The organism is Paraburkholderia sp. NMBU_R16, from assembly GCF_013282575.1.
In the GTDB taxonomy this organism is placed as follows: domain Bacteria; phylum Pseudomonadota; class Gammaproteobacteria; order Burkholderiales; family Burkholderiaceae; genus Trinickia.
Map to the genome: position 1 here is coordinate 92,937 of NZ_JAAAYE010000011.1, position 26,172 is coordinate 119,108.

The 26,172-nt window shown below is 63.0% G+C and carries 28 protein-coding genes; 18 read left to right on the forward strand and 10 right to left on the reverse strand.

Features of this window, described 5'->3' with window-relative positions; genetic code table 11:
- The first annotated feature begins 56 nt into the window (after nt 1–56).
- On the forward strand, nt 57–1,298 hold the full coding sequence (locus tag GWC77_RS07885) for a c-type cytochrome (protein ID WP_173256342.1): 1,242 nt from the start codon (nt 57–59) through the stop codon (nt 1,296–1,298).
- 244 nt (nt 1,299–1,542) lie between these two features.
- Nucleotides 1,543–3,069 (forward strand): aldehyde dehydrogenase family protein, encoded by a 1,527-nt coding sequence (locus GWC77_RS07890; protein WP_173256343.1) that lies wholly within the window; start codon nt 1,543–1,545, stop codon nt 3,067–3,069.
- A gap of 133 nt (nt 3,070–3,202) precedes the next feature.
- Here the strand turns inward: GWC77_RS07890 and GWC77_RS07895 are convergent, their stop codons facing one another.
- Nucleotides 3,203–4,396: a porin gene (locus tag GWC77_RS07895; protein ID WP_173256344.1), complete on the reverse strand. Its 1,194-nt coding sequence runs from the start codon at nt 4,394–4,396 to the stop codon at nt 3,203–3,205.
- A 300-nt stretch (nt 4,397–4,696) separates the two neighbouring features.
- Here GWC77_RS07895 and GWC77_RS07900 point away from each other — a divergent pair, with 300 nt between their 5' ends.
- Nucleotides 4,697–6,253 (forward strand): methyl-accepting chemotaxis protein, encoded by a 1,557-nt coding sequence (locus tag GWC77_RS07900; protein ID WP_173256345.1) that lies wholly within the window; start codon nt 4,697–4,699, stop codon nt 6,251–6,253.
- Nucleotides 6,254–6,263: 10 nt separating this feature from the next.
- Here GWC77_RS07900 and GWC77_RS07905 read toward each other — a convergent pair whose 3' ends face one another.
- Complete coding sequence (locus GWC77_RS07905; protein ID WP_173256346.1) at nt 6,264–7,010, reverse strand: FadR/GntR family transcriptional regulator; 747 nt, start codon at nt 7,008–7,010, stop codon at nt 6,264–6,266.
- 168 nt (nt 7,011–7,178) lie between these two features.
- Nucleotides 7,179–8,222: a beta-propeller fold lactonase family protein gene (locus GWC77_RS07910; RefSeq protein ID WP_254366872.1), complete on the reverse strand. Its 1,044-nt coding sequence runs from the start codon at nt 8,220–8,222 to the stop codon at nt 7,179–7,181.
- 255 nt (nt 8,223–8,477) lie between these two features.
- Here GWC77_RS07910 and GWC77_RS07915 point away from each other — a divergent pair, with 255 nt between their 5' ends.
- Entirely contained in the window at nt 8,478–8,615 is a 138-nt protein-coding gene (locus GWC77_RS07915) for an entericidin A/B family lipoprotein (RefSeq protein ID WP_173256347.1), read from the forward strand.
- 634 nt (nt 8,616–9,249) lie between these two features.
- On the opposite strand, the gene GWC77_RS07920 is transcribed toward GWC77_RS07915, so the two are convergent.
- The 3 genes from GWC77_RS07920 to GWC77_RS30270 are packed head-to-tail and all read right to left on the reverse strand — an operon-like array spanning nt 9,250 to nt 10,015.
- The gene (locus tag GWC77_RS07920; protein WP_173256348.1) at nt 9,250–9,528 is read right to left on the reverse strand and encodes a hypothetical protein; all 279 of its coding nucleotides are present in this window, start codon (nt 9,526–9,528) and stop codon (nt 9,250–9,252) included.
- Complete coding sequence (locus GWC77_RS30265) at nt 9,528–9,818, reverse strand: tlde1 domain-containing protein (RefSeq protein ID WP_367949016.1); 291 nt, start codon at nt 9,816–9,818, stop codon at nt 9,528–9,530. The genes GWC77_RS07920 and GWC77_RS30265 overlap by 1 nt, the downstream gene beginning before the upstream one ends.
- A complete protein-coding gene (locus GWC77_RS30270) occupies nt 9,722–10,015 on the reverse strand; it encodes a tlde1 domain-containing protein (RefSeq protein ID WP_367949018.1) in 294 nt (97 codons plus the stop codon). Before GWC77_RS30270 ends, GWC77_RS30265 begins: the two co-directional genes overlap by 97 nt.
- Before the next feature lie 262 nt (nt 10,016–10,277).
- Between GWC77_RS30270 and GWC77_RS07930 the strand changes: the two genes are divergently transcribed.
- Nucleotides 10,278–10,607, forward strand: coding sequence for a hypothetical protein (locus GWC77_RS07930; protein ID WP_173256349.1), 330 nt, complete (start codon nt 10,278–10,280; stop codon nt 10,605–10,607).
- Nucleotides 10,608–11,212: 605 nt separating this feature from the next.
- Here GWC77_RS07930 and GWC77_RS07935 read toward each other — a convergent pair.
- On the reverse strand, nt 11,213–11,854 hold the full coding sequence (locus GWC77_RS07935; protein ID WP_173256350.1) for a GNAT family N-acetyltransferase: 642 nt from the start codon (nt 11,852–11,854) through the stop codon (nt 11,213–11,215).
- A 678-nt stretch (nt 11,855–12,532) separates the two neighbouring features.
- Between GWC77_RS07935 and groES the strand changes: the two genes are divergently transcribed.
- From groES to GWC77_RS07955, 4 genes are all read left to right on the forward strand, one after another.
- Nucleotides 12,533–12,823 carry a co-chaperone GroES gene (gene groES / locus GWC77_RS07940; protein WP_173256351.1) on the forward strand — a complete coding sequence of 97 codons (291 nt, stop codon included), beginning with the start codon at nt 12,533–12,535 and terminating at the stop codon, nt 12,821–12,823.
- 45 nt (nt 12,824–12,868) lie between these two features.
- Entirely contained in the window at nt 12,869–14,509 is a 1,641-nt protein-coding gene (groL, locus tag GWC77_RS07945; protein WP_173256352.1) for a chaperonin GroEL, read from the forward strand.
- A 305-nt stretch (nt 14,510–14,814) separates the two neighbouring features.
- On the forward strand, nt 14,815–15,072 hold the full coding sequence (locus tag GWC77_RS07950; RefSeq protein ID WP_173256353.1) for a hypothetical protein: 258 nt from the start codon (nt 14,815–14,817) through the stop codon (nt 15,070–15,072).
- A 24-nt stretch (nt 15,073–15,096) separates the two neighbouring features.
- Entirely contained in the window at nt 15,097–15,621 is a 525-nt protein-coding gene (locus GWC77_RS07955; RefSeq protein ID WP_173256354.1) for an AlpA family transcriptional regulator, read from the forward strand.
- A 33-nt stretch (nt 15,622–15,654) separates the two neighbouring features.
- Here the strand turns inward: GWC77_RS07955 and GWC77_RS07960 are convergent, their stop codons facing one another.
- Nucleotides 15,655–16,521, reverse strand: coding sequence for a hydroxymethylpyrimidine/phosphomethylpyrimidine kinase (locus tag GWC77_RS07960; RefSeq protein ID WP_173256355.1), 867 nt, complete (start codon nt 16,519–16,521; stop codon nt 15,655–15,657).
- Nucleotides 16,522–16,703: 182 nt separating this feature from the next.
- On the opposite strand from GWC77_RS07960, the gene GWC77_RS07965 reads away from it, so the two are divergent.
- The 8 genes from GWC77_RS07965 (at nt 16,704) to GWC77_RS08000 (ending at nt 23,344) form a co-directional block, all read left to right on the forward strand.
- Nucleotides 16,704–16,874: a rubredoxin gene (locus GWC77_RS07965; RefSeq protein ID WP_173256356.1), complete on the forward strand. Its 171-nt coding sequence runs from the start codon at nt 16,704–16,706 to the stop codon at nt 16,872–16,874.
- 60 nt (nt 16,875–16,934) lie between these two features.
- A complete protein-coding gene (locus GWC77_RS07970) occupies nt 16,935–18,287 on the forward strand; it encodes a hypothetical protein (RefSeq protein ID WP_173256357.1) in 1,353 nt (450 codons plus the stop codon).
- A gap of 218 nt (nt 18,288–18,505) precedes the next feature.
- A complete protein-coding gene (locus tag GWC77_RS07975) occupies nt 18,506–19,084 on the forward strand; it encodes a YqgE/AlgH family protein (RefSeq protein WP_173256358.1) in 579 nt (192 codons plus the stop codon).
- Nucleotides 19,081–19,515, forward strand: coding sequence for a Holliday junction resolvase RuvX (gene ruvX, locus GWC77_RS07980; RefSeq protein WP_173256359.1), 435 nt, complete (start codon nt 19,081–19,083; stop codon nt 19,513–19,515). Before GWC77_RS07975 ends, ruvX begins: the two co-directional genes overlap by 4 nt.
- Nucleotides 19,502–20,038, forward strand: a complete 537-nt coding sequence (gene pyrR, locus GWC77_RS07985; protein WP_173256360.1) for a bifunctional pyr operon transcriptional regulator/uracil phosphoribosyltransferase PyrR — start codon at nt 19,502–19,504, stop codon at nt 20,036–20,038. Before ruvX ends, pyrR begins: the two co-directional genes overlap by 14 nt.
- 60 nt (nt 20,039–20,098) lie before the next feature.
- Nucleotides 20,099–21,121 carry an aspartate carbamoyltransferase catalytic subunit gene (locus GWC77_RS07990; protein ID WP_173256361.1) on the forward strand — a complete coding sequence of 341 codons (1,023 nt, stop codon included), beginning with the start codon at nt 20,099–20,101 and terminating at the stop codon, nt 21,119–21,121.
- A gap of 104 nt (nt 21,122–21,225) precedes the next feature.
- Complete coding sequence (locus GWC77_RS07995; RefSeq protein ID WP_173256362.1) at nt 21,226–22,503, forward strand: dihydroorotase; 1,278 nt, start codon at nt 21,226–21,228, stop codon at nt 22,501–22,503.
- A 34-nt stretch (nt 22,504–22,537) separates the two neighbouring features.
- On the forward strand, nt 22,538–23,344 hold the full coding sequence (locus GWC77_RS08000) for a 1-acyl-sn-glycerol-3-phosphate acyltransferase (protein WP_173256363.1): 807 nt from the start codon (nt 22,538–22,540) through the stop codon (nt 23,342–23,344).
- Here the strand turns inward: GWC77_RS08000 and cysC are convergent.
- Both cysC and GWC77_RS08010 read right to left on the reverse strand, forming a co-directional pair.
- Entirely contained in the window at nt 23,341–23,982 is a 642-nt protein-coding gene (gene cysC, locus GWC77_RS08005; RefSeq protein ID WP_367949017.1) for an adenylyl-sulfate kinase, read from the reverse strand. The genes GWC77_RS08000 and cysC overlap by 4 nt on opposite strands.
- Nucleotides 23,983–24,051: 69 nt before the next feature.
- Nucleotides 24,052–24,891 carry a symmetrical bis(5'-nucleosyl)-tetraphosphatase gene (locus tag GWC77_RS08010; protein ID WP_173256364.1) on the reverse strand — a complete coding sequence of 280 codons (840 nt, stop codon included), beginning with the start codon at nt 24,889–24,891 and terminating at the stop codon, nt 24,052–24,054.
- 219 nt (nt 24,892–25,110) lie between these two features.
- Here GWC77_RS08010 and rfbB point away from each other — a divergent pair, with 219 nt between their 5' ends.
- A complete protein-coding gene (gene rfbB, locus GWC77_RS08015; protein ID WP_173256365.1) occupies nt 25,111–26,172 on the forward strand; it encodes a dTDP-glucose 4,6-dehydratase in 1,062 nt (353 codons plus the stop codon).

Consider the following 26,172-nt stretch of genomic DNA (forward strand, 5'->3'; position numbering starts at 1 on the left):
CGGTATTCGACGCATGACTCGCGGCACCGCCTCACGCATTCATCGGTAGCATCGCCATGAAAATCTCTTCGTTGCCTCTCGCCGCCGCAAGCGTCTTCGCTGCCGGCGCTTTCCTCGCCTCCGCGCCGGTCCCCGCGGCCGTGCGTGTCTGTACGTTCCCCGGCAGCCCGTCGGCCAGCCTCGATCGAGCCGTCGCACGCGAAGCGTTCAAGCGCGCGCGAATCGATGCGTCCATCGTCAGCGATGCGCTCGGCTCCAGCGATGACGACGGCGTCTCGCTCAAGGAACTGCGCCGCGCACTCGCGAGCCGCTGCGACGTCATCGCGGGCTTTCCGCGCTCGCCGACCGCCAACGCCGCAAGCCCCGAGTTGCAATTCTCGCGCGGCTATTTACGAGCGGACTATGTCGACCTGAGCGTGGCCGCATCGTCGTCGACGCCTCGTCCTGCCAATGTCGTGGCCGCGACCTATGCGAGTCCCGCGCAGCTGATCGCCGTGCAGCAGTTCAGCGGTGCGCGGCTCGACCTCGAAAACACGCCGGAGTTGACCGTCGCCGCGGTCGCGGGCGGCCGCGCTGAGCGCGCGATCGTCTGGTACCCGGCTGTGGTGGCCTATCGACGCTCGCACCCCGAGCAACGCTTCGAGCTCGGCGCGACGCGCTCGGTCTACGCGCAGTGGCAATTGGTCTTTGCATTCGATGCGAAGCGAGCCGGGATGCATGAACGCATCGACAAGGCGTTGGCGGCCATGCAAGCGGATGGCCGGCTCGCCGCGCTCACGCGCGACTGGGATCTCCCGGCGTTGGCCGAAGCCCGGGCTGACCGGCCTCTGCATAAGCCCGAGCTTGCCTATCGCGATGGTGCCGCGCGGTATGCCGACGGGGCAGTACGCACGGCAACCTACGATCCATCGATAAAAGGCGCTTTTGTGCGCGTGTCGGCGACGTCGCCCGGCGACACGCCCGCGTTCGACCATGCGCAGATCGAACACGGCAAGCGTCTTTATGCGAGCGCGTGCGCCAAGTGTCACGGTGCGACCCTGCAGGGCGTGACGGCGCCGGCCTTGACCGGTCCCGCGTTCGCACCGGCCAGCAATTCCCACCTCACGATCGGAGGCATCTTTGGCTACATGTCCACGAACATGCCGGCAGACCGCCCGGGCAAGCTCAAGCCGCAGGACTACGCCGACATCATGGCGTTCCTGCTCTATTCGAACGGGTATCGACCGAAAACCGAGAAGCTCACGGCCGATGTCGCGCGCGCGTCGGTGACGCCGCTCAACGCGGGGCCGGGGCAATGATCGATCGCACGCGCGGCGATCGGTTCGTTCGACCGTTCCAGTTGTTGTTCCACTTGTTTCAGTTGTTCCAATTCGGAACGGTCGTCGATGCAGCTTGGAACACTGTTGCAGTCGGCACCGATCGATGCAGGTCTGTATCGATGCCCAGGCGGGCTTCAGACACGTGGGCATACATGTTGCCTCGTTGAGCCCACCGCCGGATGGCGCACAACCCAACACAATTTTGGATTCAAGGAGACACGCGATGGACATGTTAGACCTCAAGAAGCTGGGACTCGACATCGAGTATCCGTACCTTCAGCAGTACGAGAACTACATCGGCGGCAAGTGGGTCCCGCCCGTTGCAGGCGAGTACTTCGAAAACGTCTCGCCGATCAACGGCAAGCCGTTCTGTCGCGTTCCCCGTTCCAGCGCAGCCGACGTCGAGCTCGCGCTCGATGCGGCTCACAAGGCGCGTCGCGCCTGGGGCAAGACTTCGACGACCGACCGGGCCAATCTGCTGCTCGCGGCAGCCGATCGGATGGAGAGGAATCTGAAGCTGCTGGCCGTGGCCGAAACGATCGACAACGGCAAGCCGCTGCGCGAGACGATGGCCGCCGACCTGCCGCTCGCGGTCGATCATCTGCGCTACTTCGCCGGCTGCATTCGCGCGCAGGAAGGTGGCATTTCGGAGATCGACGACAACACCGTCGCGTATCACTTCCATGAGCCGATGGGCGTCGTCGGCCAGATCATCCCCTGGAACTTCCCGTTGCTGATGGCGGCATGGAAGCTTGCCCCCGCGCTTGCGGCCGGCAACTGCGTCGTGCTGAAACCGGCGGAGCAGACGCCGGCTTCGATCCTCGTGCTGATGCAGATCATCGGCGATCTGTTCCCGGCCGGCGTCGTCAACATCGTGAACGGCTTCGGCCGCGAGGCGGGCGAAGCGCTTGCCACGAGCAACCGCATTTCGAAGCTGGCCTTCACGGGCTCCACGCCGACGGGCAAGCACATCATGCGCGCGGCCGCCGAGACGTTGATTCCGACGACGGTCGAGCTCGGTGGCAAGAGCCCGAATATTTTCTTCGCCGACGTGCTCGATCGCGACGATGCATTCCTCGACAAGGCGCTCGAAGGCCTCGCGATGTTCGCGCTGAACCAGGGCGAAGTCTGCACGTGCCCGTCACGCGTGATGATCCAGGAATCGATCTACGAACGCTTCATCGAAAAGGCGATCACCCGGGTGCAGGCGATCAAGGCCGGCCATCCGCTCGATCCGTCGACGATGATCGGCGCGCAGGCTTCGCAGCAGCAGCTCGACAAGATCCTGTCGTACATCGATATCGGCCGCGGGGAGGGTGCGCAGTGCCTGACGGGCGGCGAGCGAAGGAGTCCCGCCGAAGGCCTGTCGAGCGGCTACTACGTGATGCCGACGATGCTGCTCGGTAACAACAAGATGCGCGTATTCCAGGAAGAGATCTTCGGGCCGGTCGCGTCGGTGATGACGTTCAAGGACGAAGCCGAAGCGATCGAACTCGCCAACGATACCTACTTCGGACTCGGCGCGGGCGTCTGGACGCGCGATGGCACGCGCGCGTACCGGATGGGCCGCGAGATCGAAGCGGGCCGCGTATGGACCAATTGCTATCACCTGTACCCCGCGCATGCGGCATTCGGCGGCTACAAGCAATCGGGCATCGGGCGCGAGACGCACAAGATCGCGCTGTCGAACTACCAGCAAACGAAGTGTCTGCTCGTGAGCTACGACGCCAAGCCGCTCGGCTTCTTCTGATCGCGGGCAGTACGCGATGCGGTGCTGTTCACAAAGAAAAACGCCAGGGTCGTGAGACCCTGGCGTTCAAGTGCTCGCACCGAAGTTTGAGCAGCGCGGCGTCGACGAAGCGATGCCGCGCAGTCGTTGTTGCTTAGAAGCGGTGGATGATGCCTGCGCCGATCGCAACTTGGTTCTGGCTCGCCGACGCGCTGATGCCGTCGCCGATTTGTGCCGTTGCGTTGATGATCGCTGCGCCGTTACGCGTCTTGCCCGTGGCGTGCTGGTACGCTTCGACCACGTAGAAGCCCGTGCGCTTCGACAGTGCGTAGTACTGCGACAGGTTGAACTGGTGGTACTTGGCAGCGCTCGTGATGCCGTTGGCTTCCGATGCGGCCGTGTAGCTATAGCCTGCCGCGAGGTCCAGAGCAGCCGTCGCCTTCCAGTGCAGCACTGCGCCGAACGTATTGAACACGGCTTCGTTCGTGAACGTCGAACCGGCGCCCGGCACGTAGATCACGTTCGTGTACGACGCGGAGACGTCCCACGCCGGCGTGAACTGATAGCCCGCCGTCACGCCGAGGCGGCGCTGTGCGACAGCCGTCTTGTAGCCGTTGTTGATGGCCGACACGGCTTCTTCAGCACCGTTGTTGCTCGCAGCCGACGTCCACGTAGCACCGTTGGCGTTCTTGATGTTCTGGTAGCCGACGCCGATACCGATCGGGCCGTTCTTGTATTGCGCAGCCACGCTCCACACCGAGTTCGCTGCGACGCTGCCCGGCGTGCCGCCGAACGCGTAGCCGCCGCTGAACGTGAAGCCGTAGAGGTTCGGCGACGTGTAGATGACTTGGTTGTTGGTACGGTAGTTCGTATCCAGCGAGTCGATATCGCCCGGATGCGCGCCGAATGCGCCCGTCAGCCACGTCGTCGGGCTCCACGGCGAGAGCAGCGTGTAATACGGCGTGTACTGACGTCCCATCGTGACCGTACCGAAGGCGTCGTTCGTCAGGCCAACCCAGGCTTGACGGTGGAATTCGAGACCGGCCGTGCTTTGCGTGCCGTTCATGATGTTGAAGCCTTGCTCCAACGTGAAGATGGCCTTCGTACCGCCGCCGAGATCTTCGCTGCCCTTCAAGCCGAAGCGGTTGCCCGCCCACACGCCGTTGTTCATCTTGACCAGCGACTTACCGCCCGACGTGGCGCCTGTCGAAGGCGCGACGTTGTTGATATAGGCGAAGCCGTTGTCCACGATACCGTAGAGCGTAACGCTGCTTTGCGCTTGCGCAGCGCCAGCAACGAGGCTCGTCGCGGCTGCGGCCACCATCGTGGCGAGTACTTTCTTCTTCATCAGATCTCCGTGCAGGTGCTGAGAGGGACTTCTTATCGATACCGATACGCGGTGGCACCGGTACTTATATGTCATCGTATGACTGTAACTGCCAGTAAAATTGTCGGGGCGGCCCCAAGGTGGGCATACTAGGGAAACTACTACGTGCAAACGCGCTAGCTCCTGCTTGTAAGACAACGTATGATGTGCGCCGCCGCGTATTTACGTCCGAACTAAACGGCCCGGGCTTGATTTAAGTCATTCAAGAAAACCCGAATAAGACCGATAAATAGGGGATCGACGTAATACGGGGGACACAAGATGCGCAACTGGACAGTGCGACACAGCCTGCTCGCGGTATTGACCGTCTTCGCGGTCATGATCATCGTGGGTGGCGTAGTGGGCGTCGTGGCACTCGATCGCTCCAACGGCAACGCCCGCTTTCAGCGCCAGGTCGCGCGTCAGGTCATTCTCGCCAACGACGGCTACAAAGACACCACGCGTACCCGCTCGGCGCTCACCCGCGCCTACGCCGCGCTCAAAGAGAACAACGACAAGGCGACGCGCGACTCGGCGCTCAAGAGCGCCCAGACCACGATCGACCGCGCCGCCGAGGAAACGGAGGCGTTTCGCCGTGCGGACCGGTTCGAGGGGCAGGATGACGCGTTAAAACAACAGTTGCTCGACGCGTCCGATCAGCTCGCAACCCACCTGAAAGCGGCATTCGTGGCGTTGCAAAATGACGACACTGCGGCCTACGTGACGATCAACGATGGGGACATCCGGAACGCCGGCATCGCCTATTCGGCGGCTGTGGAGAAGTTTCAGCGGCTTGCGCGCACGTTGGCCGATGCCTCGGCCGAGCGCACCGAGGCGGAATTCAAATGGGTATTCGGCATGGTGATCGTCGGCGTGTCGTTCGCGCTCGTCCTCATCGTCGCCACGCATTTCGCGCTTCGCCGCATCGTGCTCGGGCCGCTGCGGCAGGCAGTCCACATGCTCGATCGGATTGCCGCGAACGATCTGACCGTCGAGGTGCCCGAAGCCGGCAGGAGCGAAGTCGGCCAGTTGTTCGGCGCCATGCGGCGCATGCGGCTCGGATTATGGCGGACCGTTTCGGACGTACGCACGAATTGCGATGCGATTCACACCGCCGCGCGGGAGATCGCCGCCGGCAATCTCGATCTGTCGAGCCGGACCGAACAACAGTCCGCGTCGCTGCAGCAGACCGCGGCGAACATGGAGCAACTCACCTCGACCGTCAAGCGCAATGCCGATAGCGCGCAGCAGGCGAGCAGCCTCGCGTCGAGTGCCGCGCAGGTGGCGACGCGCGGAGGCGATGTCGTCGCGCGCGCGGTGCAGACGATGAACGCGGTGTCCGAAAGCTCGCAAAAGATTGCCGATATCACCGGCATGATCGACAGCATCGCGTTCCAGACGAACATCCTCGCGCTCAATGCGGCTGTCGAATCGGCCCGGGCTGGCGAGGCCGGGCGCGGCTTCGCCGTGGTCGCGTCGGAGGTGCGCGCACTCGCGCAGCGCAGCGCCGCCGCGGCCCACGAGATCAAGACGCTCATCGGTACATCGGTCGCGGACGTCAAAAACGGCAACACGCTCGTGGTCGAGGCGGGGCAGACGATGAACGAGATCGTGACGGCCGTGAGCGAAGTCGCGGGCATCATGGCCGAAATCACCGCGGCCACGGCCGAGCAAAGCGTCGGCATCGCTCAGATCGGCGACGCCGTCAGCCAGATGGATCAAGTCACCCAGCAAAACGCCGCGCTCGTCGAAGAATCGGCGGCCGCGGCCGGCGCGCTCGAGCAGCAGGCGCAAGCCACGGCTTCCGCAGTCGCCGCCTTCAGGCTCGCAGCCTCCTGATACCGCGCGTTCAGTCGAACTCCGTCGGCGCGTGCTGATTCGCGCGGCGCAGCCGCTCGCGGCTGTTCGAAAGATGCATGCGCATGGCCGCGCGCGCGCTTTCGGCATCGCGCCGCGCAATCGCATCGAAGATGCTCTCGTGCTCGCGGTTCACGAGCGAGAGATAGGCGCTCGGATCTTCGCGCGCGATGCTGGCGGAATCGACGCGCTCGCGCGGAATCAAGGCCGTGCCGAGCTGCGCGAGAATATCGACGAAGTAGCGATTGCCGGTGGCCTGCGCCACGGCGACATGAAAGTCGAGATCCGCTTCCACACTGTCCGAGGCATTCGCGCGTTTGGTCGCGATCATATCGAGCGCGGCGCGAATGCGCGCGATGTCGGCTGACTTCGCCCGTTGCGCGGCAAGCCCCGCGCATTCGGTCTCGAGGCTGATTCGCAGCTCGAGAATCGCCAGTACGTCGCGCAGCGTCGTGCCCGGGATCACTTCAAGGCCAATCGATTGTTTGGTCGGCTGGAGCACGAAGCTGCCGATGCCATGGCGCGTCTCGATCACTTTTGCGGCCTGCAAACGGGAAATGGCCTCGCGAATGACGGTGCGGCTGACGCTCATCGTTTCCATGAGCTGGGATTCCGTCGGCAGCTTGTCACCGGGCTTGAGGACGCTTGCCTCGATTTGCTCCGTCAAGCGGCTGACGACGAATTCCGCCAAGTTTCGAGCCCGTCTTTGTGGGACGGCAGGGGTGGGCGGCGCGGACATCGATGTACCTCGTGGGGACAGCATTTTATGAGTGTGAATGCGTTTTCATTATAGCTAGTCACGCCCGCGAGTTGTCTGATGACGGACGTTCGATGGGCGAGTAAATCGCATGGACCGGCCGAGGCGCGCCATGGGCGGCCCAAGCCGGCTTCCCCGATGCTGCCTGCGTTACTCGAACGTGACCACTTCGACCCAGTTCGGATTCTTGCCTGTATCGGCACCGCCGTTCCCCGTCAGTGCGCCGGTCTTGCGATCGATACGATACTCGGTCAAATGATTCGAGAGTTGTCCTACCGCGAACAGATATTGACCGGATGCGTCGATGCCGAAGCCGCGCGGCTGCTTTTCGGTCGGCCATGTTCCGATGCGTTGCAGCTTGCCCGAGCGGCGATCGACGCGGTAGCCCCCGAGCGTGCTCGATGTGCGCTCGGATACATAGAGGAAGTTGCCGTCGGGCGTCAGATGAACGTCCGCGCCCCACGGTTTTCCGGTGAACTCGGACGGGAGGATGGAGATCGTCTGAACGGGACGTGCCATATCGGCCTTCTTGTCGAAGGCCAGCACATGGAGCTTGCCGTCGAGTTCGTCGATCAGATACACGAAGCGTCCATCGCCCGAGAACACGAAGTGGCGGGGGCCCGAGCCGTGCGGCAGCGAGTAGGCCGGCTTCGGGTCGAGCGTGAGCGTGCCGGTGTCGCCATCGAGCGCGAGCTTGAGCCAGGCGTCCGCGCCCAGCACCGAAGCGAAAGCGTACCGATTGTCGGGCGAGGTACGAATGGCGTGTGCCATCGGGCCCGTCGGGACGGTTTCATGCGCATCTTCAGGCATGCCCTTCGCATCGATGCGGCTCATCGACAGCAGGTTGCCGCCGTACGATGCGCCGAACAGGAAGCGGCCTGTGGCGTCGGTGGAAATGTAAGCCATGCTCTCGGGCAACGCCGCGGTGCCGATCCGCGTCAGTGTGCCGTCGAGCGGATTCATGAACAGCGTCGCGACGCTGTACGGCTTCGAGCGCAGTCCGACATAAAGATGCGGCCGGTTCGGCGAACGCGCCATCGGCATGGCCGTGCCGCCGACCGCGAGCGTTTGAATCGATGTGAGCGCGCCCTGTCGTTCGTCGAGTTTGAATGCCGAGATGTCTTGGCTGTCAGCGTTCGAGACATAGATATAGGTACGGCTCGCATGCGCGGTGCCGGCGAGCGCGCAAGCCATCAGGCCGGCTAGCGCCACGCGCACGAGCGTCGCGCGTTTGGCCGCAATAGCAGGGCCCCTCCGGCGCATTGAAATACGACTCAGCATATCCATTTCTCCTCACTGTTATTGATGACGGTAATGTACGTCATCTTATGTCTGATAACTAGACGGAGAAAGTGGGGCGGCGCGAGTGGGCCGGAGGAGGGGCACGACGATTGCTCGAGACCCGTTACCTGAAACGTCGGGCGACTCGGCTCGCAAGGGAGGACTTCCATGAAACGACTCATCGCGCTCCTGGTACTTGCCGCAACGGCGGCGCTGACAGCCTGCCACACCGTTGCGGGAGCGGGAGAAGACATCTCGAAGGGCGGTCACGCCATCACGAACTCGGCCGAGAAGCATTCGGATTGACGTCGGTCGAAGCTGCAATCGGGCGGCGTGTTGTGCGCCGCCCGCCATTTACTTAGGCCGCGACATTCCCCAAGGGTGCTCGCGGCCGCGTCATATCAGGCCGAAGTCCGGCCCCGTCGGCGCGGGTGGTCTCGCCGCGCTCGGCCGTCTTCAGACGCGATCTGCCGACCGGCGCGCCGACCACATGCGGGCCGCTATTTCGCATGCGCGGCGCTTGCTGGCGGCCGCCGCGCGATTGGGTCGTTCGTCGGCTTGGTGGGGCGCTTGACCGGCATGTTGTCGGGGTTGTGAGCGTTCACTCCGCTTGCGGGGGACTGTGGGGGCTGGACCATGGACGCGCCGGCATTGGTCGGCGCGCTTTGGCTTTGTGCGTGGGCCAGACCGACTCCGGCCAAGCCGGCCCATGCAACCGTGGCAACCGCAAAGGCGTGCCCGAGATCTCGATCGATCGCACTCATCATCGGCTCCTCGGCGGGAAAAGCCGCCGTGTTCATATGGAGCAGCAATCGGAGGACCCGTTTCGAGGCGAACCGCGCCGCTAGGGGCGCGGGTCATTCAATGCATCGCTGGGAAGCCCTGAAATTGGTAGTACCAAAGCACGCGTGCGATTTGGCGACCGCGGCACCGCGCGCCGTCATGAGCGGCGCGCGAGCCGCCAGCGGTGAAACGCCAGATTCAGTACCCAGACTATCAGCGCGGCGGCAGCGAGAGACAGCAGGATAATGACCAGCAATCCGACCGTCTCTATGTCATCTGCGTTGTTGACCGTATCGACTCCAAGCTTGCGCATGACCAGCGCAATCACCGCCGGCAGCGGCGGGAACTCATAGGGAAGGCTGGCGATGAACCGCGACAGCGCAAAGCCGATGACAACGGTTGCCAACATGTTGGCGCCGTAGCGGACAAGCTTCATCAACGAACCTCCAGCGTGCCGTAAGCCTTTACACTCGTACCGGGAACGGTAAGCGTTGGTCCGCCGCTTCTCAGGTACGTGCTGAGCTGTTTGAATTGTGCCGGGTTGACGAGCGCGATGCATCCTTCGCTGCGACGCTGCGGCCCAATGGGATGCAATCGAAACGCACCTCGTCGTACGCCGTTGACGTAGGTCACATCGTCGATGGCACCGTCGTTTCTGTACAGCGCGAACCATTCATTGCGGTCGGTATACCGTAGCCGTGAGTTCGAAGGAAGTCGTAAAGCCACCCTAGGTGCCCGCCAGATTGACGATCAAGGATGTAGTATCGCCCCCGTGGAAGCGGTCCGGACTCGGCGTTGCCTTCGGCGGCAGGATTATTTCGGTCGGCCGGCATACCGGAGAAGGCTGCGAAAGTGCCAACGCCAGAACACGAGAGCGACGTAAGCGGTTGGTTATTCAGCAAAAACGTGCAGTTGATTGGCATTACCCGGAGCTTGTGGTCGATCAAGCCGGCAATGTTGACATGCTCGCCGACCGAGCCGCAACCGGCGGCTCGGTCTGTCTATCGGTGCTGCGGACGAGCAGGGAGCGGCGCATATGTGCCTAAACCTCCATTTTTCGGGCGCGATGCGGCACTTACCTAGGCGCTGCACCACGCGATTTTTCATTGTTCAGCACGTCAGCGCCGTGTCGATCGCGCCGACATCGGCAGCCCCAAACTCGGACGCAGACTACCAAGTCGACAGATGAACGAATCAAATCGCAGGCAGCAGGCTACAGGAGTGCCGTCCTTTCGCATCCGCCGACCCTCCGAATTGGAGATAGAGACGGTCGTCGTCGCGGCTGGCGGAAAGCGCGCGCATCTTGATGCCGACAGGCGGAGTCTGCGCGGTGCCGACTTTGTCTTAGGCTCCAGTGTCATTGAGTTGAAGATTCTCGAAGACGAGGGCTTCAACAAGCCGGAGCGGCAAGGGAAGCTCGCAAAGCTGTTTCGTGAACATTATCCTGTTCGCCTACCATCGTACTTGATCGGGGCGTGCTCGATGCCCAAGGGCGACGCGTCTACGACAGGATAGTCGAGGGGCCGGTGAAGTCCGCTGTCAGTTCGGCGCGACAGCAGCTCCGGCAGTCTCGTTCCGAACACGGTGCGACGAACACGGTTCTGTGGGTCATAAATAATGGTTACTCGTCATTGAGCCATACCGCGTTGATGGAATTGGTTGCGAAACGCGCGAGAAATGACTCAAGCGACATCGACACTAGAGAACGATAATTATCTTGGCCGGTCGCATTGACTCAGGTTTCCGAACTAGGCTCGTTGCCTCAAGTATTTTGCTACCTGTCAGACGGCTGATGGGTGCGACGCCGTCGTTCTGAGGCGCAGTTGCCTTGCGGCGCGCGTCGACTGGCCGTTACGGACGGCGGGCGGATCTAGCGATGCGACGACGCTACAAGCAGGCGCCAACGGATTGGGCCCAGATTGGGCTCGTGCTGATGGTGATTCTGGGGTGGCAGAGAATGGCCATGGGCCGATACCGCCTCGATGCCACAGCCCGCGCATTTGTATATGCCGGAGAACGGCGCGGTTGCACCGGGATTATGAAGTGTGTCGAACGCGTCGTTGTTGACGTGTGACAGCTGATTCCCGTATTTGTATTGCGCCATGAAGTCACCGGCTCGGTTACACCGCAAAGTTTTGATTAAGTTCAGCAACATCGGGTGTCGGCAACGCCAAAGGCGTGTCCCCTTCCGGTGAGTATAAATCGCGGTACATCAGGACGGTACGAGGCGCGTCGTCCTGTGCGCCGCGCTGTGGACGTTTCTTGCTCACCGTCGACTGACGCACTTTGTTGTGCGCGGCGGCTTTAAACCCATTGCGTTCATAGAACTGGATCGTGCGCGGATTGTCGTCCGCATCGACCGTCAGTAAGCGCACCGATACGCTGTTGCCGTAGGCAATCGCCTCGATCGCTCGGGTCAGCTCGCGTCCGATTCCGGCCGATTGCAGGTCTGATCGCACTGCGAGCTTGGTGATCTTGATTGCGGGGAAATACTTGATCGAACACTCGAACGGCAGTCCCAGCTCGAACGCCTCCGATAAGTTCAACGGAAGCCCATCGGCGGACAGACTGAAAAATCCCACAGGGACCACGTCGTCCTGGGCGTAGGCGACAACCGTTTCAGTCAGGCCGTGTATGGAATAGTCGCGAGCGCTTTCTGTCAGGAACGAATCCAGGCCTTGATTGCCGCACACGAAACCCGCGAGCTGTGCGGAGGTCAGGTCACAGATGTTGCGGAGCGCAAGCTGCGCGAGAGTCGGCACCGACGAGCGTTAACCGCGACGCACACCGTGCGGCAGGGGTGCCGCGAACGCTTGTTGGAGATCCGCAGCATATCGACGCAATTGTTCGCGGCGTTCGTCCGTCAGAGTGACGGACGCGACGCTACGGACGAGCGCGCGACTATCGCGGCGCGTCAACCTGCGGGTGGACTGAATGATGGGCTTGGCTGCCATGTTGTTACTTCAGATTACGTAAGCACATCGCGCAACCGCCGGTTTTGCGGCACCTGCGCACATTATCGGACGCGATACGAGAACCTAAGAGCGATCCGCGAAAAGGTCAACCGCAAAACGTACACTCTGCACAGCGGGCGTTGCGGTAAAAGATTCCGATCGAAAACCAGCCGCGATTTTCGCACGACCTTGTTGGGTCGAAGCGATTAGAGCACACGAATGATACATGGTTCACTTAACGGACGCAGCAGCGCCGAATGGCCGCGGCCACCGACGTCCAACGCATCGCCGGTGGCCTACATGGCCGGTGTCCTACCTCTGATTTGCAACGATTCTCACTTCCTCGTCCGACCCTTCTTGAAATCGGGGCAACCCGTCCATATAATTAGCACTCGCTGCACGTGAGTGCTAACAAGTTCCGTCCGGGTCGCTGGGCGGCCTACCAAGCTAAGCGTTCTTCAGTCTCAATCAAGAGAGGAGTGTTGTATGAACCTTCGTCCTTTGCACGATCGCGTCATCGTGAAGCGTCTGGATCAAGAAACCAAGACCGCCTCGGGTATCGTGATCCCCGACGCTGCGGCCGAAAAGCCGGACCAGGGTGAAGTGCTCGCGATCGGGCCGGGCAAGCGCAATGACAAGGGTGACCAGATTTCGCTCGACGTCAAGGTCGGCGATCGCGTGCTCTTCGGCAAGTACGCAGGCCAGACCGTGAAGGTCGACGGCCAGGAACTGCTCGTCATGCGCGAAGAAGACATCATGGCGGTCGTTCAGAAGTAATCACGCTTCCGATCCATATTCACTGAGATTTCAAGGAGTTAGAAGATGGCAGCTAAAGACGTCGTATTCGGCGACAGCGCACGCGCCAAGATGGTCGAAGGCGTGAACATTCTCGCCAATGCGGTGAAGGTCACGCTGGGCCCCAAGGGCCGTAACGTCGTGCTCGAGCGCAGCTTCGGCGGCCCGACGGTGACCAAGGACGGTGTCTCGGTCGCGAAGGAAATCGAGCTCGAAGACAAGCTCCAGAACATGGGCGCTCAAATGGTCAAGGAAGTCGCTTCCAAGACCAGCGACAACGCCGGTGACGGCACGACGACGGCCACGGTGCTGGCTCAGTCGATCGTCCGCGAAGGTATGAAGTATGTCGCGTCGGGCATGAACCCGATGGATCTGAAGCGCGGCATCGACAAAGCGGTGATCGCCGCCGTCGAAGAGCTGAAGAAGATCAGCAAGCCGTGCACGACGAACAAGGAAATCGCCCAGGTCGGTTCGATTTCGGCCAACAGCGACACCTCGATCGGCGAACGCATCGCCGAAGCGATGGACAAAGTCGGTAAGGAAGGCGTCATCACCGTCGAAGACGGCAAGTCGCTCGCCGACGAACTCGAAGTCGTCGAAGGTATGCAGTTCGACCGCGGCTACCTGTCGCCGTACTTCATCAACAACCCCGACAAGCAAGTCGCCGTGCTCGAGAGCCCGTTCGTGCTGCTGCACGACAAGAAGATCTCGAACATCCGCGATCTGCTGCCGGTGCTCGAGCAAGTCGCGAAGGCTGGCCGTCCGCTGCTGATCATCGCCGAGGACGTCGAAGGCGAAGCACTCGCCACGCTGGTCGTGAACAACATTCGCGGCATCCTGAAGACCGTTGCGGTCAAGGCGCCGGGCTTCGGCGATCGTCGCAAGGCGATGCTCGAAGACATCGCGATCCTCACGGGCGGCCAGGTGATCGCCGAGGAAACGGGTCTTTCGCTCGAAAAAGCCTCGTTGCAAGAGCTCGGTCAAGCGAAGCGCATCGAAGTTGCGAAGGAAAACACGACGATCATCGACGGTGCGGGCGACGGCGCCAACATCGAAGCACGTGTGAAGCAGATCCGCACGCAGATCGAAGAAGCCACTTCGGATTACGATCGCGAAAAGCTGCAAGAGCGTGTGGCGAAGCTGGCCGGCGGCGTGGCAGTGATCAAGGTCGGCGCTGCGACCGAAGTCGAAATGAAGGAAAAGAAGGCACGTGTCGAAGACGCGCTGCACGCTACGCGCGCGGCCGTTGAAGAAGGTATCGTGCCCGGCGGCGGTGTGGCGCTGATCCGCGCTCGCGCGGCGATCGCCAACGTCAAGGGCGAAAACGCCGACCAGGACGCCGGTATCAAGATCGTGCTGCGCGCGATGGAAGAGCCGCTGCGTCAGATCGTGTCGAACGGTGGCGAAGAAGCCAGCGTCGTCGTGGCAGCCGTTGCCAATGGCAAGGGCAACTACGGCTACAACGCAGCCACGGGCGAGTACGGCGATCTGGTCGAAGCAGGCGTGGTCGATCCGACGAAGGTGACGCGTACGGCGCTGCAAAACGCCGCTTCGGTTGCCGGCCTGCTCCTGACGACGGACGCGGCTGTTGCCGAGTTGCCGAAGAAAGACGCGCCGATGCCTGGCGGCATGCCCGGCGGTATGGGCGGCATGGGCATGGACATGTAAGTCTCGCGCAACGGCGAGCAGCATGAAGGACGCGCCTTACGGCGCGTCCGTCCAGACGAAACCCCGCAGCGATGCGGGGTTTTTTTTTGTGCCGATGCAAGGTTCATTGGCCGTTTGGCGGATTTCTACGCACCGCACTTTGCGGGAGCATGAGCCTTTCCACTTTCATCGGAGAAGGCCATGTTTCATTGCGCGACAAGCCCTGCGCTTGCGCTCCTCGCCCCCTTGAGCTTCGCCGAAACGGCGTCCGAATTCTGCAGTTGTCATTTGACAACCTCGTCATTTCCCCCTATTCTGGGGCTCGTATGACTCGTCCAGTGCATCCGAAGAAGGAAATCGAGGAGGCGCTGCGGTACGCGCAAGCGAACGGCTGGACCATAAAGGTCGGTGGAGCGCACGCTTGGGGAAGGCTTTACTGCCCATACAACGATGCGGAGTGCCGTTGCGGAGACTTCTGCATCGTCGGTATTTGGAGCACCCCGAAAAACGCGGGCAACCACGCGCGAGCGTTACGGCGGGTCGTCGATCACTGCACGACGCACCAGACGAACGTGCGGCAATAAAAGGCTGTGCCAAGGAATAAGCCAATGGAATACGTATTCACGTTGAGGTATCAACTGCCGGTCGAACTGTGCGATCCGGCGGAACTGATGGAGCGGCTCGGGGCGGCGGGGTGCGAAGATGCGCTGGTCGGGATGGGCTTGCCGGGGCGAGTCGCGCTGGAGTTCACGCGTGAAGCCGTATCTGCGCAAGTGGCGTTGGTGACTGCCTTGTCCGACGTACGTCGCGCCCTTCCTGGCGCAACGTTGATCGAGGCGGTGCCGGACTTCGTCGGCCTGAGCGATGTCGCGGACGTTGTCGGCGTGAGCCGGCAGAACATCCGCAAGCTCATGCTCACCCACGCGGCGAATTTCCCTGCCCCCGTGCATTGCGGCACCACCTCGATCTGGCACCTCGCCGAAGTCCTCGCATGGTTGCAGGACAAGGGCAGCTATGAACTGAAGGCCGAACTACGCGAGACGGCTGCCGCCGCAATGCAGATCAACCTTGCCAAGGCGGCGCGTCAGGCATTGCCGCGTGTTCAGCAGCAAGTGAGCGGCCTCATCGCCTGAACGAGGCATACGGCGAAACGGCACAGCCGCGCATCAAGGCGGCGGCTGCCGATAACGGGGCACAGCGGCGGCGCCTTCGACCCGCACTTCTTCGTTCTCGTCGTCATGTGCCCAAAAGAAGCGATCGAGCAGGTAGGCGCCCATACCGGGACGGAACGCATGTAGCGTTGCCTGATAGAGATATTCCTGGGCTTCGCGGGCGGCCTCGGCGGGCTCTTGCCCGTTCGCGAGCAGTGCGGCAATGGCCGCGCCTAGCGTATCGGTCGTGCCCATCAGCCGGTGAGGAGGGCGGTCCCACATGTCTTGCCGCAGTTGCCCTTCTTCGCCGAACAGCGTGTTGACGAGCCGATGGGTGCCCGTCTGCATCGACAAAATGTACTCGGCCCCTTGCGAGAGCAAATGCGCAATCGCAGCATCGAGGCCCGGGGCATCGGCGTCGCCGTCGGGTTGCGCCAGCGCGGCGAGTGTCGCCTGATCCGCCACGAGCAGGGTGGTTTGCGGCGCGAGCAAGTCGGCGATCGACTCTCGCAAGTCGTCGGCGGCGAGGACGTGCTCGTCATCGACGGTGAAATCTGGCGCAAGGATCAGCGGGATGTCGTCGTAGTCGGCTACGACTTCGGCGATCGCACTCACCACCTCCGCGCGCGTCGCTGCGCCGATTTTGAATGCGGCGATCGGCATGTCTTCGAGCAGCATGCGCGCCTGCGTGGCTACCACCTCGGGGTCGAGTCCTGTGACTTCGTCGCAGTTCGCGGAGTCGCGGACCGTATAGCCGGTGAGAACGGAGACGCCGTGGCAGCCCATGCTCGCGAGCGTAAGCAGGTCGGCCTGGATGCCGAAGCCGCCGGTCGGATCGGAAAGACCGAAGGTGAGAACAATGGGAGGAGCGGCGCTGGGCATGGCGGAGGTTGAGGCAAGGACGGGGTTGGGACGTCGCAAAAATGCGGTCGGCTCAATTATGCGGCTTTATTGATTCGGATGGCACGATCGGCGCGCTCAATTCACGGGCGTAGCCAGTGCGGCATCAAAAACGGTACCATCATGGCTCTTTTAATCAACGGACCTTTCGACGCGGCATACGAATGGAATATAAAAGCTGGATGTGCCTCATTTGCGGCTGGATCTACGACGAAGAGGCCGGCCTTCCGGAAGAAGGGATCGCTCCCGGAACGAAGTGGGAAGATGTCCCGCTGAACTGGACCTGTCCCGAATGCGGAGCCCGCAAGGAAGACTTCGAAATGGTTCAGATTTGATCCGCGACGCGAGCGGCTGTCGGCAGGCCGCTCGTCATTTTGCGAGCGCGCGCTGCCCCTATGAGTTCTCCTCTCACGTCGAACTTCGAAGCGCTGCCGAACCCCCGCGGGGCGGCAGTGCGACCGGCTGAAAACGCTCTTGCTGAAGCGCGCCGAGCCCTCGATTCTCATGCTGCGACCGGCGCGCCGCTGCGTCGCGCAGCCGAGGCGTTGGCGCATGCCGGCTGGTTGCCGGCGCAACGGTTCGCCGAAACGCTGGCGCTCGCCTCGCCGTTCGCCGACGGCGCGTTCGAGGAGCGATTCGGTGCAGCGCTCGCCGATTTCCATGCCGCGCTCGTGCGGCGCAATCTGCGCGAGCTTGCTTGCTCGACGGTCCTGTTCGAGCACTACCGCGATCTGCGCTCGCGCATCGCGGTGCATGCGGGCTCGTCGGACATCGCTTATGAGGATGTGGCGCTGGCGGGCAAGCCGATCGCCCCCGCAACGATGAGATCGATTGCGACGCCGCAGCTGGCGCGTTTGCGCGCGTGCTACGAAAGTGTGCTGCTCGAGTGGCTGCGCGGGCGGGAATCGGCGCACGGGGCGCTGGGCGATCTGGACGGTTACATCGAGCAGCTCGCCGGGCCCGATCCATACGACGTTTGGCGGCTCGCGGCCGCGTGTGCGCGAGCGCTGCGGGTGACCGGGCGTACCACCACGGGCGATGCCGATGCGAAACGCTTCTATGCGCGATGCAACCTGCTGCTCGGGGAGCAGGCGCATGGACTCGTACTCGCGCCGAAGTCGTTCGTTCGAATGGCGCTTGCTTTGCTGTGGCGCGACTATGCGCTTTACGGCGCTGCGGCGGAAGATGCCGATCAGGTGGCGCTGCTCAACGACTATGGGTTGACGGTCGATTGGCATGTCGCCGGCAACATGGATTCCGAGGCGCTCTGGGAGGCCGAGGCGGCACGCGAAGGGGCGCAAACGGGCGTTCGAGACGGATCGACCGTGCGCGAGCTCGGAGTGCTGTCGATCCATGCGAACGCTTACGAGGATTTTCTACAGACGGCCGATATCGCGATGTCGGCACTCGGGAATCGCCCGGAGTCCGCGGACGCATTGGCGGCGCTGAAGCTCTCTGAGGCAGCTTATCGGCTGGGGAGCGCCGGCTGCGCGCTGGGCCTCGGACACATCGCCGCGCTTGCCGACGCACTGGCGCTCGCCTGGCGTCTGACGGCGTGCGCGTGGCAGTCCGCCGCGCCGGAACGCCAGCCCGACCCCCAAGCCGTGGACGCGGCTGCCCAGGCGCTGCGCGCGATGCTGCTGCGCGTGGCGGCTGGCGTGGCTACGTCCGAATCTGGCGCGCTTCATGCGTTGACCCAGTCGATCGAGCGCGCCGCGCCGGCGCCCTCGCGCCCGGCCCATTTCTGATCTCCCGCTCGCGGCCCGTGCGGGCGGGCGCCCGCGTTGCACGGGCGCGGACAGCCGGCTGCGCGGCGCGGCTGAAAGGCAGGGCCGACGTGATAGAGTGTGCAGTAATGAGGCATGTCGCCCCTTGGCGGCACGGCGGGCGGCGCCCGGTGCGCGGACGTGCGCTGGCGCCCGAAGTCGCGGGCCGGTCCCGCACTGTCTTTGCTAGAATTCGAACCATGCCCAAGAGTAACGATCGCATCAACCTGACCAACCAGTTCCTGATCGCCATGCCGAACATGGCCGATCCCACGTTCTCAGGGACCGTGGTCTATCTTTGCGATCATAGCGATCGCGGAGCGCTCGGCCTCGTCATCAACCGGCCGACCGACATCGATCTGGAATCGCTTTTCAGTCGCATCGATCTCAAACTCGAAATCGAACCGCTGTTGCACGTGCCCGTCTATTTCGGCGGCCCGGTGCAGACCGAGCGCGGCTTCGTGCTGCACGAGCCTGTCGAGGGCAGTGCCTACACGTCGTCGATGTCGGTCACGGGCGGCCTCGAAATGACCACCTCGAAAGATGTGCTCGAGGCCGTCGCGAGCGGAAAAGGGCCGCAGCGCTTTTTGCTGACGCTCGGCCATGCTGGCTGGGGGGCGGGTCAGCTGGAAGAGGAAATTTCCAAGAACGGCTGGCTCACGGTCGAGGCCGATCCGCGCATCGTGTTCGATGTGCCGGCGGAAGAGCGTTTCGAGGCTGCGCTGGCATTGCTCGGCATCTCCGCATCGATGCTTTCCGGTGACGCAGGGCACGCATGAGCAAACCGGTCGGGCGTGAGGCGACGCTGCTTGCGTTCGACTACGGCGAAAAGCGCATCGGCGTGGCTGTCGGCAATATGCTGACGCGTCAGGCGCGCGCGCTGGTGGTCGTGCCGAACACGAACCGTGAGTATCGTTTCGAAGCGCTCGGCAAGCTGATCGGCGAATGGAAGCCCGATGCCCTCGTCGTGGGGTTGCCGCTGCATCCCGACGGCACGCCGCACGACATGACCCGGCTCGCCAAGCGTTTCGGCAATCAATTGAACGGCCGCTTCAATCTCCCGGTGGCATGGGTCGACGAACGCTACAGCTCGGTTCAGGCCGCCGCCGATTTGCGCGATGCCGGCGTGCGTGTCGACATGATCGATGCCGAAGCGGCCCGCATCATTCTTCAACAATATCTGGACGGACTTTCCGATGAGCTGCATTGACGCCGAAGCGTCTTATCGCGCTTTGCTCACGCAAATCCGCGATGCATACGGCCACCTTTTCGGCAGTGCCGACGCGCCGGAGCTGGCCGGTATCCATAGCGGCGGCGCCTGGCTCGCGAAGCGGCTCGCGAGCGATCTGGGCATCGAGCGATTCGGCGTGATCAATGTCGCCTTGCATCGCGACGATTACGCCAAGAAAGGCCTGCATAGCCAGGCGAGCCCCACGTCGTTGCCGTTCGATGTCGACGGGCGGCGAATCGTGCTCGTCGATGACGTGCTGTACACCGGCCGAACCGTGCGCGCCGCGATCAACGAACTCTACGACTACGGCCGCCCGGCGGCGATCGAACTCGCCGTGCTGGCCGAGCGCGGCGGCCGGGAGTTGCCGATTGCGGCGCGTTTCGTCGGCGCCCATGTGGAGCTCGCCGACGACACCACGCTCGTGCTCGTGCGCGAGACGCAGGGCGAAGGCGCAGGCGAAACCGAGCGCTTCACGTTCCGCACCGAGCCGCGTACCGATTGACGCGATGAACGCGCGCACGCTCTTGCACGCTACCCGACCCACGTTTGCAGCAGGCAGAATATGAACACCGTCACCCCGGGGCAGGCCGACCATGCAACTTCAGCAGACCGTTTTCGCTACGGTTTCCTGAAGGGCAATCCGCAACTGACAAAGAACGGCGAGCTCAAGCATCTGCTGACGATCGAGGGATTGCCGCGCGCGATCGTCACGCACATTCTCGATACGGCCGAGCAGTTCGTGAGTGTCACGGATCGCGAGGTGAAGAAGGTGCCGCTCTTGCGCGGCAAGTCCGTCTTCAACCTGTTCTTCGAGAACTCGACGCGCACGCGGACCACCTTCGAGATCGCGGCCAAGCGTTTGTCGGCCGACGTCATCAACCTGAACATCAATGCATCGTCGACGAGCAAGGGCGAATCGCTGCTCGATACGATCAACAATCTGTCGGCGATGCATGCCGATATGTTCGTCGTTCGCCATGCGTCGAGCGGGGCGCCCTATCTGATCGCGCAGCACTGCGCGCCGCATGTGCACGTCATCAATGCCGGCGACGGGCGCCACGCGCATCCGACGCAGGGCCTCCTCGACATGTACACGATTCGTCATTACAAGCGCGATTTCACGAATCTGCGCGTGGCGATCGTTGGCGACATTCTGCATTCGCGCGTTGCGCGCTCCGATATCCATGCGCTCACCACGCTCGGCGTGCCGGAGGTACGCGCGATCGGCCCGCGCACGTTGTTGCCGGGTGGGCTCGAACAGATGGGTGTGCGTGTCTTCAACAATCTCGACGAGGGATTGAAGGGGGTCGACGTCATCATCATGCTGCGGCTGCAGAACGAGCGGATGAGCGGGGCGCTGTTGCCTTCGGCGCAAGAGTATTTCAAGAGCTGGGGGTTGACGCCGGAGCGCCTTGCGCGTGCGCAGCCCGATGCGATCGTGATGCACCCGGGGCCGATGAACCGCGGCGTCGAGATCGATTCGCAAGTGGCGGACGGCCCGCAATCGGTGATTCTCGATCAGGTGACGTTCGGCATTGCCGTGCGCATGGCCGTGATGGGCATCGTGGCCGGCAACAACGATTGAAACGGTCGGCCCGATTGGGGGCACTGACCCGCGCCGATGCACCGGCGGCAGGTACGCGCACGGGAATGCGAAAACAAAGACGGACGGAATAAAGAAGGCAGCGCATGAAGATTCATATCGAAGGCGGCACGTTGATCGACCCCGTGGCGGGCAGCGAGGCGCGGGCCGATGTATTCATCGACGAGGGCAAGATCGCGGCGATCGGTACCGCACCGGCCGGTTTCGATGCAGCGAAGCGTGTCGATGCGAAAGGCCGCCACATCATGCCAGGGCTCGTCGATTTGTCCGCGCGGCTGCGCGAGCCCGGCTACGAATATCGCGCCACGCTCGAATCCGAAACCGCCGCGGCGCTGGCCGGCGGCGTGACGAGCCTCGTATGTCCGCCCGATACGGAGCCCGTGCTCGACGAGCCCGGTCTCGTCGACATGTTGAAATTCCGCGCGAGCAGCCTCGAGCGCGTGCACGTCTATCCGCTCGGCGCGTTGACCGTCGGCTTGAAGGGGCAGGTCATCACCGAGATGGTCGAGCTGACCGAAGCCGGTTGTATCGGGTTTTCGCAGGCCGACGTGCCCGTCGTCGACACGCAAGTGCTGCTGCGCGCTTTGCAATACGCGAGCACCTATGACTACACCGTGTGGCTGCGGCCGCAGGATGCGTATCTCGCCAAGGGCGGCGTGGCAGCGAGCGGCGCGGTTGCTTCGCGGCTCGGTTTGCCGGGCGTGCCCGTTGCGGCCGAGACGATCGCGCTGCATACGATCTTCGAATTGATGCGCGTGACGGGTGCGCGCGTGCATCTGCCGCAATTGTCGTCGGCAGCCGGTATCGCGCTTGTCCGCGAGGCCAAAGCCGAAGGGTTGCGCGTCACATGCGATGTCTCGGCGAACCACGTCCATCTGATCGACGTCGACATCGGTTACTTCGACGCGCAATTCCGGCTCGATCCGCCGTTGCGCGGGCAGCGCGATCGCGAGGCGATCCGTGCAGGCCTGGCGGACGGCACCATCGATGCGATCGCATCGAATCACACGCCTGTCGACGACGACGAAAAGCTGTTGCCCTTCGGCGAAGCGACCCCGGGCGCGACCGGCCTCGAGCTGCTGCTCTCGCTGACGGTGAAATGGGCCCAGGAAGCGCGCATTCCGCTGGCGAAGGCATTGAGCCGGATCACCGCCGCACCGGCCGATGTGCTCAGGCTGCCCGCGGGGCGGATCGAAGTGGGTGCCGTGGCCGATCTTTGCGTTTTCGATGCGAGCGCGCACTGGCGCGTCGAGCCGCGCGTGTTGAAGAGCCAGGGTCACAACACGCCGTTTCTGGGCTACGAACTGCCGGGCCACGTGATGGCGACGATCGTCGCGGGCCGTCTCGCCTACGAGCGCGTGTGAGCGCGTCCCTGCCGATCCGGATGGACCGACTCGAATGAAACTCGCGCTTGCCAAGGCCCGGCTGGGGCTGCACCTGCTGCACGGGATGTGGATCGTCGCCACACGCTTTCCGCATGCCTCGCCCGAGCGCAAGCTCGTGCTCACCCGCGCGTGGTCGCTCAAGGTGCTGCGCTTCGCGGGCGTGAAGCTCGTCGTGCATCATGACGAGGCTCGGCTCGACCACGGTGCGCTGGTGGTCGGCAACCACGTCTCGTGGCTCGATATCTATGTCATCAATGCGTGGCGGCCGACGCCGTTCGTGTCGAAGGCCGAAGTGCGCCATTGGCCCATCGTCGGCTGGCTCGCGCATCAGCTGGGCACGATCTTCGTGCACCGGGAAAAGCGCAGGGACGCCCATCGCACGATGCACGAGATGGCGGCGCGGCTGCGAGCGGGCGAGGTGATGTGCATGTTTCCCGAAGGCACGACATCGGATGGCCTCGACTTGTTGCCGTTTCACTCGAATCTGTTTCAAGCGGCTGTTTCGGCCGGCTGCCGCGTGCAGCCCATCTGCCTTTTATACGAGGATGCCGAGGGCCGGCAATCGACGGCGCCCGCTTATATCGGCGATATGTCGCTGGGCGAATCGGTCGATGCCGTCTTGCGCGGCGGCCCGTTGACGGCGCACTTGTATGTGGGCGACGCAATCGAAGCGGTAGCGGATAGGCGCGCGCTGGCGGCCATGGCTAGAGATGCCGTAGCGGCCGGTCTTGCTCGATTGAAGCCATCGCAACCGGCGCCGGCCATGGCGCCGAGCGATTCGCTCCCGGCACCGCTCGGGGCCGAATACGATCAGCGTTAAACCGCAAAGCGCATCGGCGCGATATTCGCTTGAATGAATGCCTCTAACCGCGCGACGGAAGCATCGATCGCGAGACCGGCCGTATCGATCGTCAGATCGGGCGAGACGGGGGCCTCATAGGGCGACGATACGCCCGTGAACTCAGGCAGCTCGCCGCGTCGCGCACGTGAATAGAGTCCTTTCGGATCCCGCGATTCGCATACGGCAAGACTGCTGGCGACGTGCACTTCGAAGAAGCGCTCGCCGACGATCGAACGCGCAAGACTGCGATGCTCGCGCGCCGGCGAAATCAGCGCGCTGATCACGACGAATCCCGCGTTTTTGAACAGCGCGGCCACTTCGGCGGTACGGCGGACGTTTTCCAGACGGTCGGCGTGGCTGAAGCCGAGGTTCGAATTCAGGCCGGTACGCAGGATGTCCCCATCGAGCACCACTACCATGCAGCGCCTCGCTTCGAGCCGTTCCTTGACGGCATGCGCGAGCGTCGATTTGCCGGCGCCCGAGAGGCCCGTCATCCAGAGGACGCCGCCGCGCTCGCCGGACGAAACGACGGGCTGCGGGACGCCGCTTACGCTCGCCAGGTTCTGCGGAAGCTCGCGGGACGCTACGTCTGTTGATGGAAAGGGGGTGCCTTCCAATGTGACTCCTGCTCGATTGCGAAACACTGCATTCTATGAAAATTTGCGCACGCGCAAAGCGCGGCGCGGTTACCGATTGTTTCGGCAATCGGTGCATTCCTCTTGCGCGACGGTGCGCGCAGCCGGATCGCGCGTGAGGCGGACGGCCGTCAGGCGATTGCCCCACACGCAGCCCGAATCGAGCCCGATCAGGTTGTCGCGCATCAGGACGCCGAGCGCAGCCCAGTGTCCGAACACGATGGTGGTGTCCGACGTACGGCGCTCGGGAGCGTCGAACCACGGCACAAAACCCGTCGGACCGTTTTCGAGGGTGCCGTTCCCACTGAACTCCATCTCGCCGCCAGGGGTGCAGAAGCGCACACGCGTGAACGCGTTGAAGGCGACGCGCAACCGGTCCACGCGCGAGAGATCGGGCGACCAGCGATTGGGCCCCTTCTCGTAGAATGAAGCAAGCGTTTCCCGCCAGTTCGGCGCGCGCAGCGCGCGCCCCAACTCGTCGGCGAGTTCGAGTACGAGCGTCGTGTCCCACTGCGGCAAGACACCCGCATGGACCATCAGCGTGCCGTTCTCCAGATGAGCGAACGGCCGCTGCCGAAGCCAGTCGAGCAGCTCCTTAGCATCGTGCGCCGTCAGGACATCGCCGAACGTATCATCCGCCTTCTGACGACGTATGCCAGCGGAGACGGCCAGCGCATGCATATCGTGATTGCCGAGCACGACCTTCGCCCGCGAGCCGAAGCCTGCTATTTCCCGTAGTGTGGCGAGCGAATCCGGGCCGCGGTTGATGAGGTCGCCGGCGAACCAAAGCGGTGTATCGCCGGGCGGGGAAAGCTTGGCGAGAAGGCGGCGAAAGGGTGCGAGGCATCCCTGCAGATCGCCGAAAGCAATGGGGGCGGCAAGCGTGTCCATGGTCGGATAGGAAAATGGAATGGACGGCTCTCTAAGGTCTTGCAGGCCTGCAGCCGTATAATTGGCTGATTATTTGGCCAAACTGAGCAGCGGCGCGGGCGGTATGCGGATCACCGCACCGTCAGCAAAGAGCGAGCCGTCGAACGGAATTTCGGCGAGGGGGCATTGTACGCAAAGTCCCGCTGACGCGTCGCGGGCTGCGCAATTTTGAGGAACCCCATGATCCTGGTCACCGGCGGCGCCGGTTTCATCGGCGCCAATTTCGTGTTGAATTGGCTGCGCGATTCGGAAGAAGCTGTCCTGAACGTCGACAAAATGACGTACGCGGGCAACTTGCGCACGCTCGCGCCGCTGGCCGACAACCCGGGCCACATCTTCGTGCGCGGCGATATCTGCGACGGTGCGTTGCTCGACGGCTTGCTCGCGCAACATAAGCCGCGTGCCGTGGTGCACTTCGCGGCGGAAAGTCATGTCGACCGGTCGATCCATGGCCCCGCCGACTTCGTGCAAACGAACGTCGTCGGCACGTTCACGCTGCTCGAAGCCGTGCGCCGATACTGGTCCCCGCTCGACGATGCGGCTCGCGCGGCCTTTCGATTTTTGCACGTTTCCACGGACGAGGTGTTCGGCTCGCTTTCGCCGACGGATCCGCCGTTTTCCGAGACGACCGCTTACGCGCCGAACAGCCCGTACTCGGCGACCAAAGCAGGGTCGGACCACCTTGTGCGCGCCTATCATCACACTTATGGGTTGCCGACGCTGACGACGAACTGCTCGAACAATTACGGGCCATACCAGTTTCCCGAGAAACTGATTCCGCTGATGATTGCCAACGCGCTCGCCGGCAAGCCGTTACCGGTCTATGGCGACGGCCAGAACGTCCGTGATTGGCTTTACGTCGGCGATCATTGCGCGGCAGTCCGCGAGGTGCTCGCGCGAGGCGAACCCGGCGAGACGTACAACGTCGGCGGTTGGAACGAGAAAACGAACATCGACGTGGTGACGACGATTTGCGAATTGCTCGACGGCATCCGTCCGAAAGCGCACGGCTCGTACCGCGAGCAGATCGCGTTCGTGAAGGACCGTCCGGGGCATGACCGGCGTTATGCGATCGATGCCCGCAAGCTCGAGCGAACACTGGGATGGAAGCCTGCCGAGACGTTCGAGACGGGGATGGCGAAGACAGTACGGTGGTATCTCGACAACCCGGCGTGGGTGAGCGAAGTGGCCTCCGGCGATTACCGGAAGTGGCTCGAAACGAACTATGCAAAACGCGACTGA

Coding starts and splice junctions, on each gene's coding strand:
- GWC77_RS07885 (WP_173256342.1), top strand. CDS start 57: ATGAAAATCTCTTCGTTGCCTCTCGCCGCCGCAAGCGTCTTCGCTGCC.
- GWC77_RS07890 (WP_173256343.1), top strand. CDS start 1,543: ATGGACATGTTAGACCTCAAGAAGCTGGGACTCGACATCGAGTATCCG.
- GWC77_RS07895 (WP_173256344.1), bottom strand. CDS start 4,396: ATGAAGAAGAAAGTACTCGCCACGATGGTGGCCGCAGCCGCGACGAGC.
- GWC77_RS07900 (WP_173256345.1), top strand. CDS start 4,697: ATGCGCAACTGGACAGTGCGACACAGCCTGCTCGCGGTATTGACCGTC.
- GWC77_RS07905 (WP_173256346.1), bottom strand. CDS start 7,010: ATGTCCGCGCCGCCCACCCCTGCCGTCCCACAAAGACGGGCTCGAAAC.
- GWC77_RS07910 (WP_254366872.1), bottom strand. CDS start 8,222: ATGGCTTGCGCGCTCGCCGGCACCGCGCATGCGAGCCGTACCTATATC.
- GWC77_RS07915 (WP_173256347.1), top strand. CDS start 8,478: ATGAAACGACTCATCGCGCTCCTGGTACTTGCCGCAACGGCGGCGCTG.
- GWC77_RS07920 (WP_173256348.1), bottom strand. CDS start 9,528: ATGAAGCTTGTCCGCTACGGCGCCAACATGTTGGCAACCGTTGTCATC.
- GWC77_RS30270 (WP_367949018.1), bottom strand. CDS start 10,015: ATGCCAATCAACTGCACGTTTTTGCTGAATAACCAACCGCTTACGTCG.
- GWC77_RS07930 (WP_173256349.1), top strand. CDS start 10,278: ATGAACGAATCAAATCGCAGGCAGCAGGCTACAGGAGTGCCGTCCTTT.
- groES (WP_173256351.1), top strand. CDS start 12,533: ATGAACCTTCGTCCTTTGCACGATCGCGTCATCGTGAAGCGTCTGGAT.
- groL (WP_173256352.1), top strand. CDS start 12,869: ATGGCAGCTAAAGACGTCGTATTCGGCGACAGCGCACGCGCCAAGATG.
- GWC77_RS07950 (WP_173256353.1), top strand. CDS start 14,815: ATGACTCGTCCAGTGCATCCGAAGAAGGAAATCGAGGAGGCGCTGCGG.
- GWC77_RS07955 (WP_173256354.1), top strand. CDS start 15,097: ATGGAATACGTATTCACGTTGAGGTATCAACTGCCGGTCGAACTGTGC.
- GWC77_RS07960 (WP_173256355.1), bottom strand. CDS start 16,521: ATGCCCAGCGCCGCTCCTCCCATTGTTCTCACCTTCGGTCTTTCCGAT.
- GWC77_RS07965 (WP_173256356.1), top strand. CDS start 16,704: ATGGAATATAAAAGCTGGATGTGCCTCATTTGCGGCTGGATCTACGAC.
- GWC77_RS07970 (WP_173256357.1), top strand. CDS start 16,935: ATGAGTTCTCCTCTCACGTCGAACTTCGAAGCGCTGCCGAACCCCCGC.
- GWC77_RS07975 (WP_173256358.1), top strand. CDS start 18,506: ATGCCCAAGAGTAACGATCGCATCAACCTGACCAACCAGTTCCTGATC.
- ruvX (WP_173256359.1), top strand. CDS start 19,081: ATGAGCAAACCGGTCGGGCGTGAGGCGACGCTGCTTGCGTTCGACTAC.
- pyrR (WP_173256360.1), top strand. CDS start 19,502: ATGAGCTGCATTGACGCCGAAGCGTCTTATCGCGCTTTGCTCACGCAA.
- GWC77_RS07990 (WP_173256361.1), top strand. CDS start 20,099: ATGAACACCGTCACCCCGGGGCAGGCCGACCATGCAACTTCAGCAGAC.
- GWC77_RS07995 (WP_173256362.1), top strand. CDS start 21,226: ATGAAGATTCATATCGAAGGCGGCACGTTGATCGACCCCGTGGCGGGC.
- GWC77_RS08000 (WP_173256363.1), top strand. CDS start 22,538: ATGAAACTCGCGCTTGCCAAGGCCCGGCTGGGGCTGCACCTGCTGCAC.
- GWC77_RS08010 (WP_173256364.1), bottom strand. CDS start 24,891: ATGGACACGCTTGCCGCCCCCATTGCTTTCGGCGATCTGCAGGGATGC.
- rfbB (WP_173256365.1), top strand. CDS start 25,111: ATGATCCTGGTCACCGGCGGCGCCGGTTTCATCGGCGCCAATTTCGTG.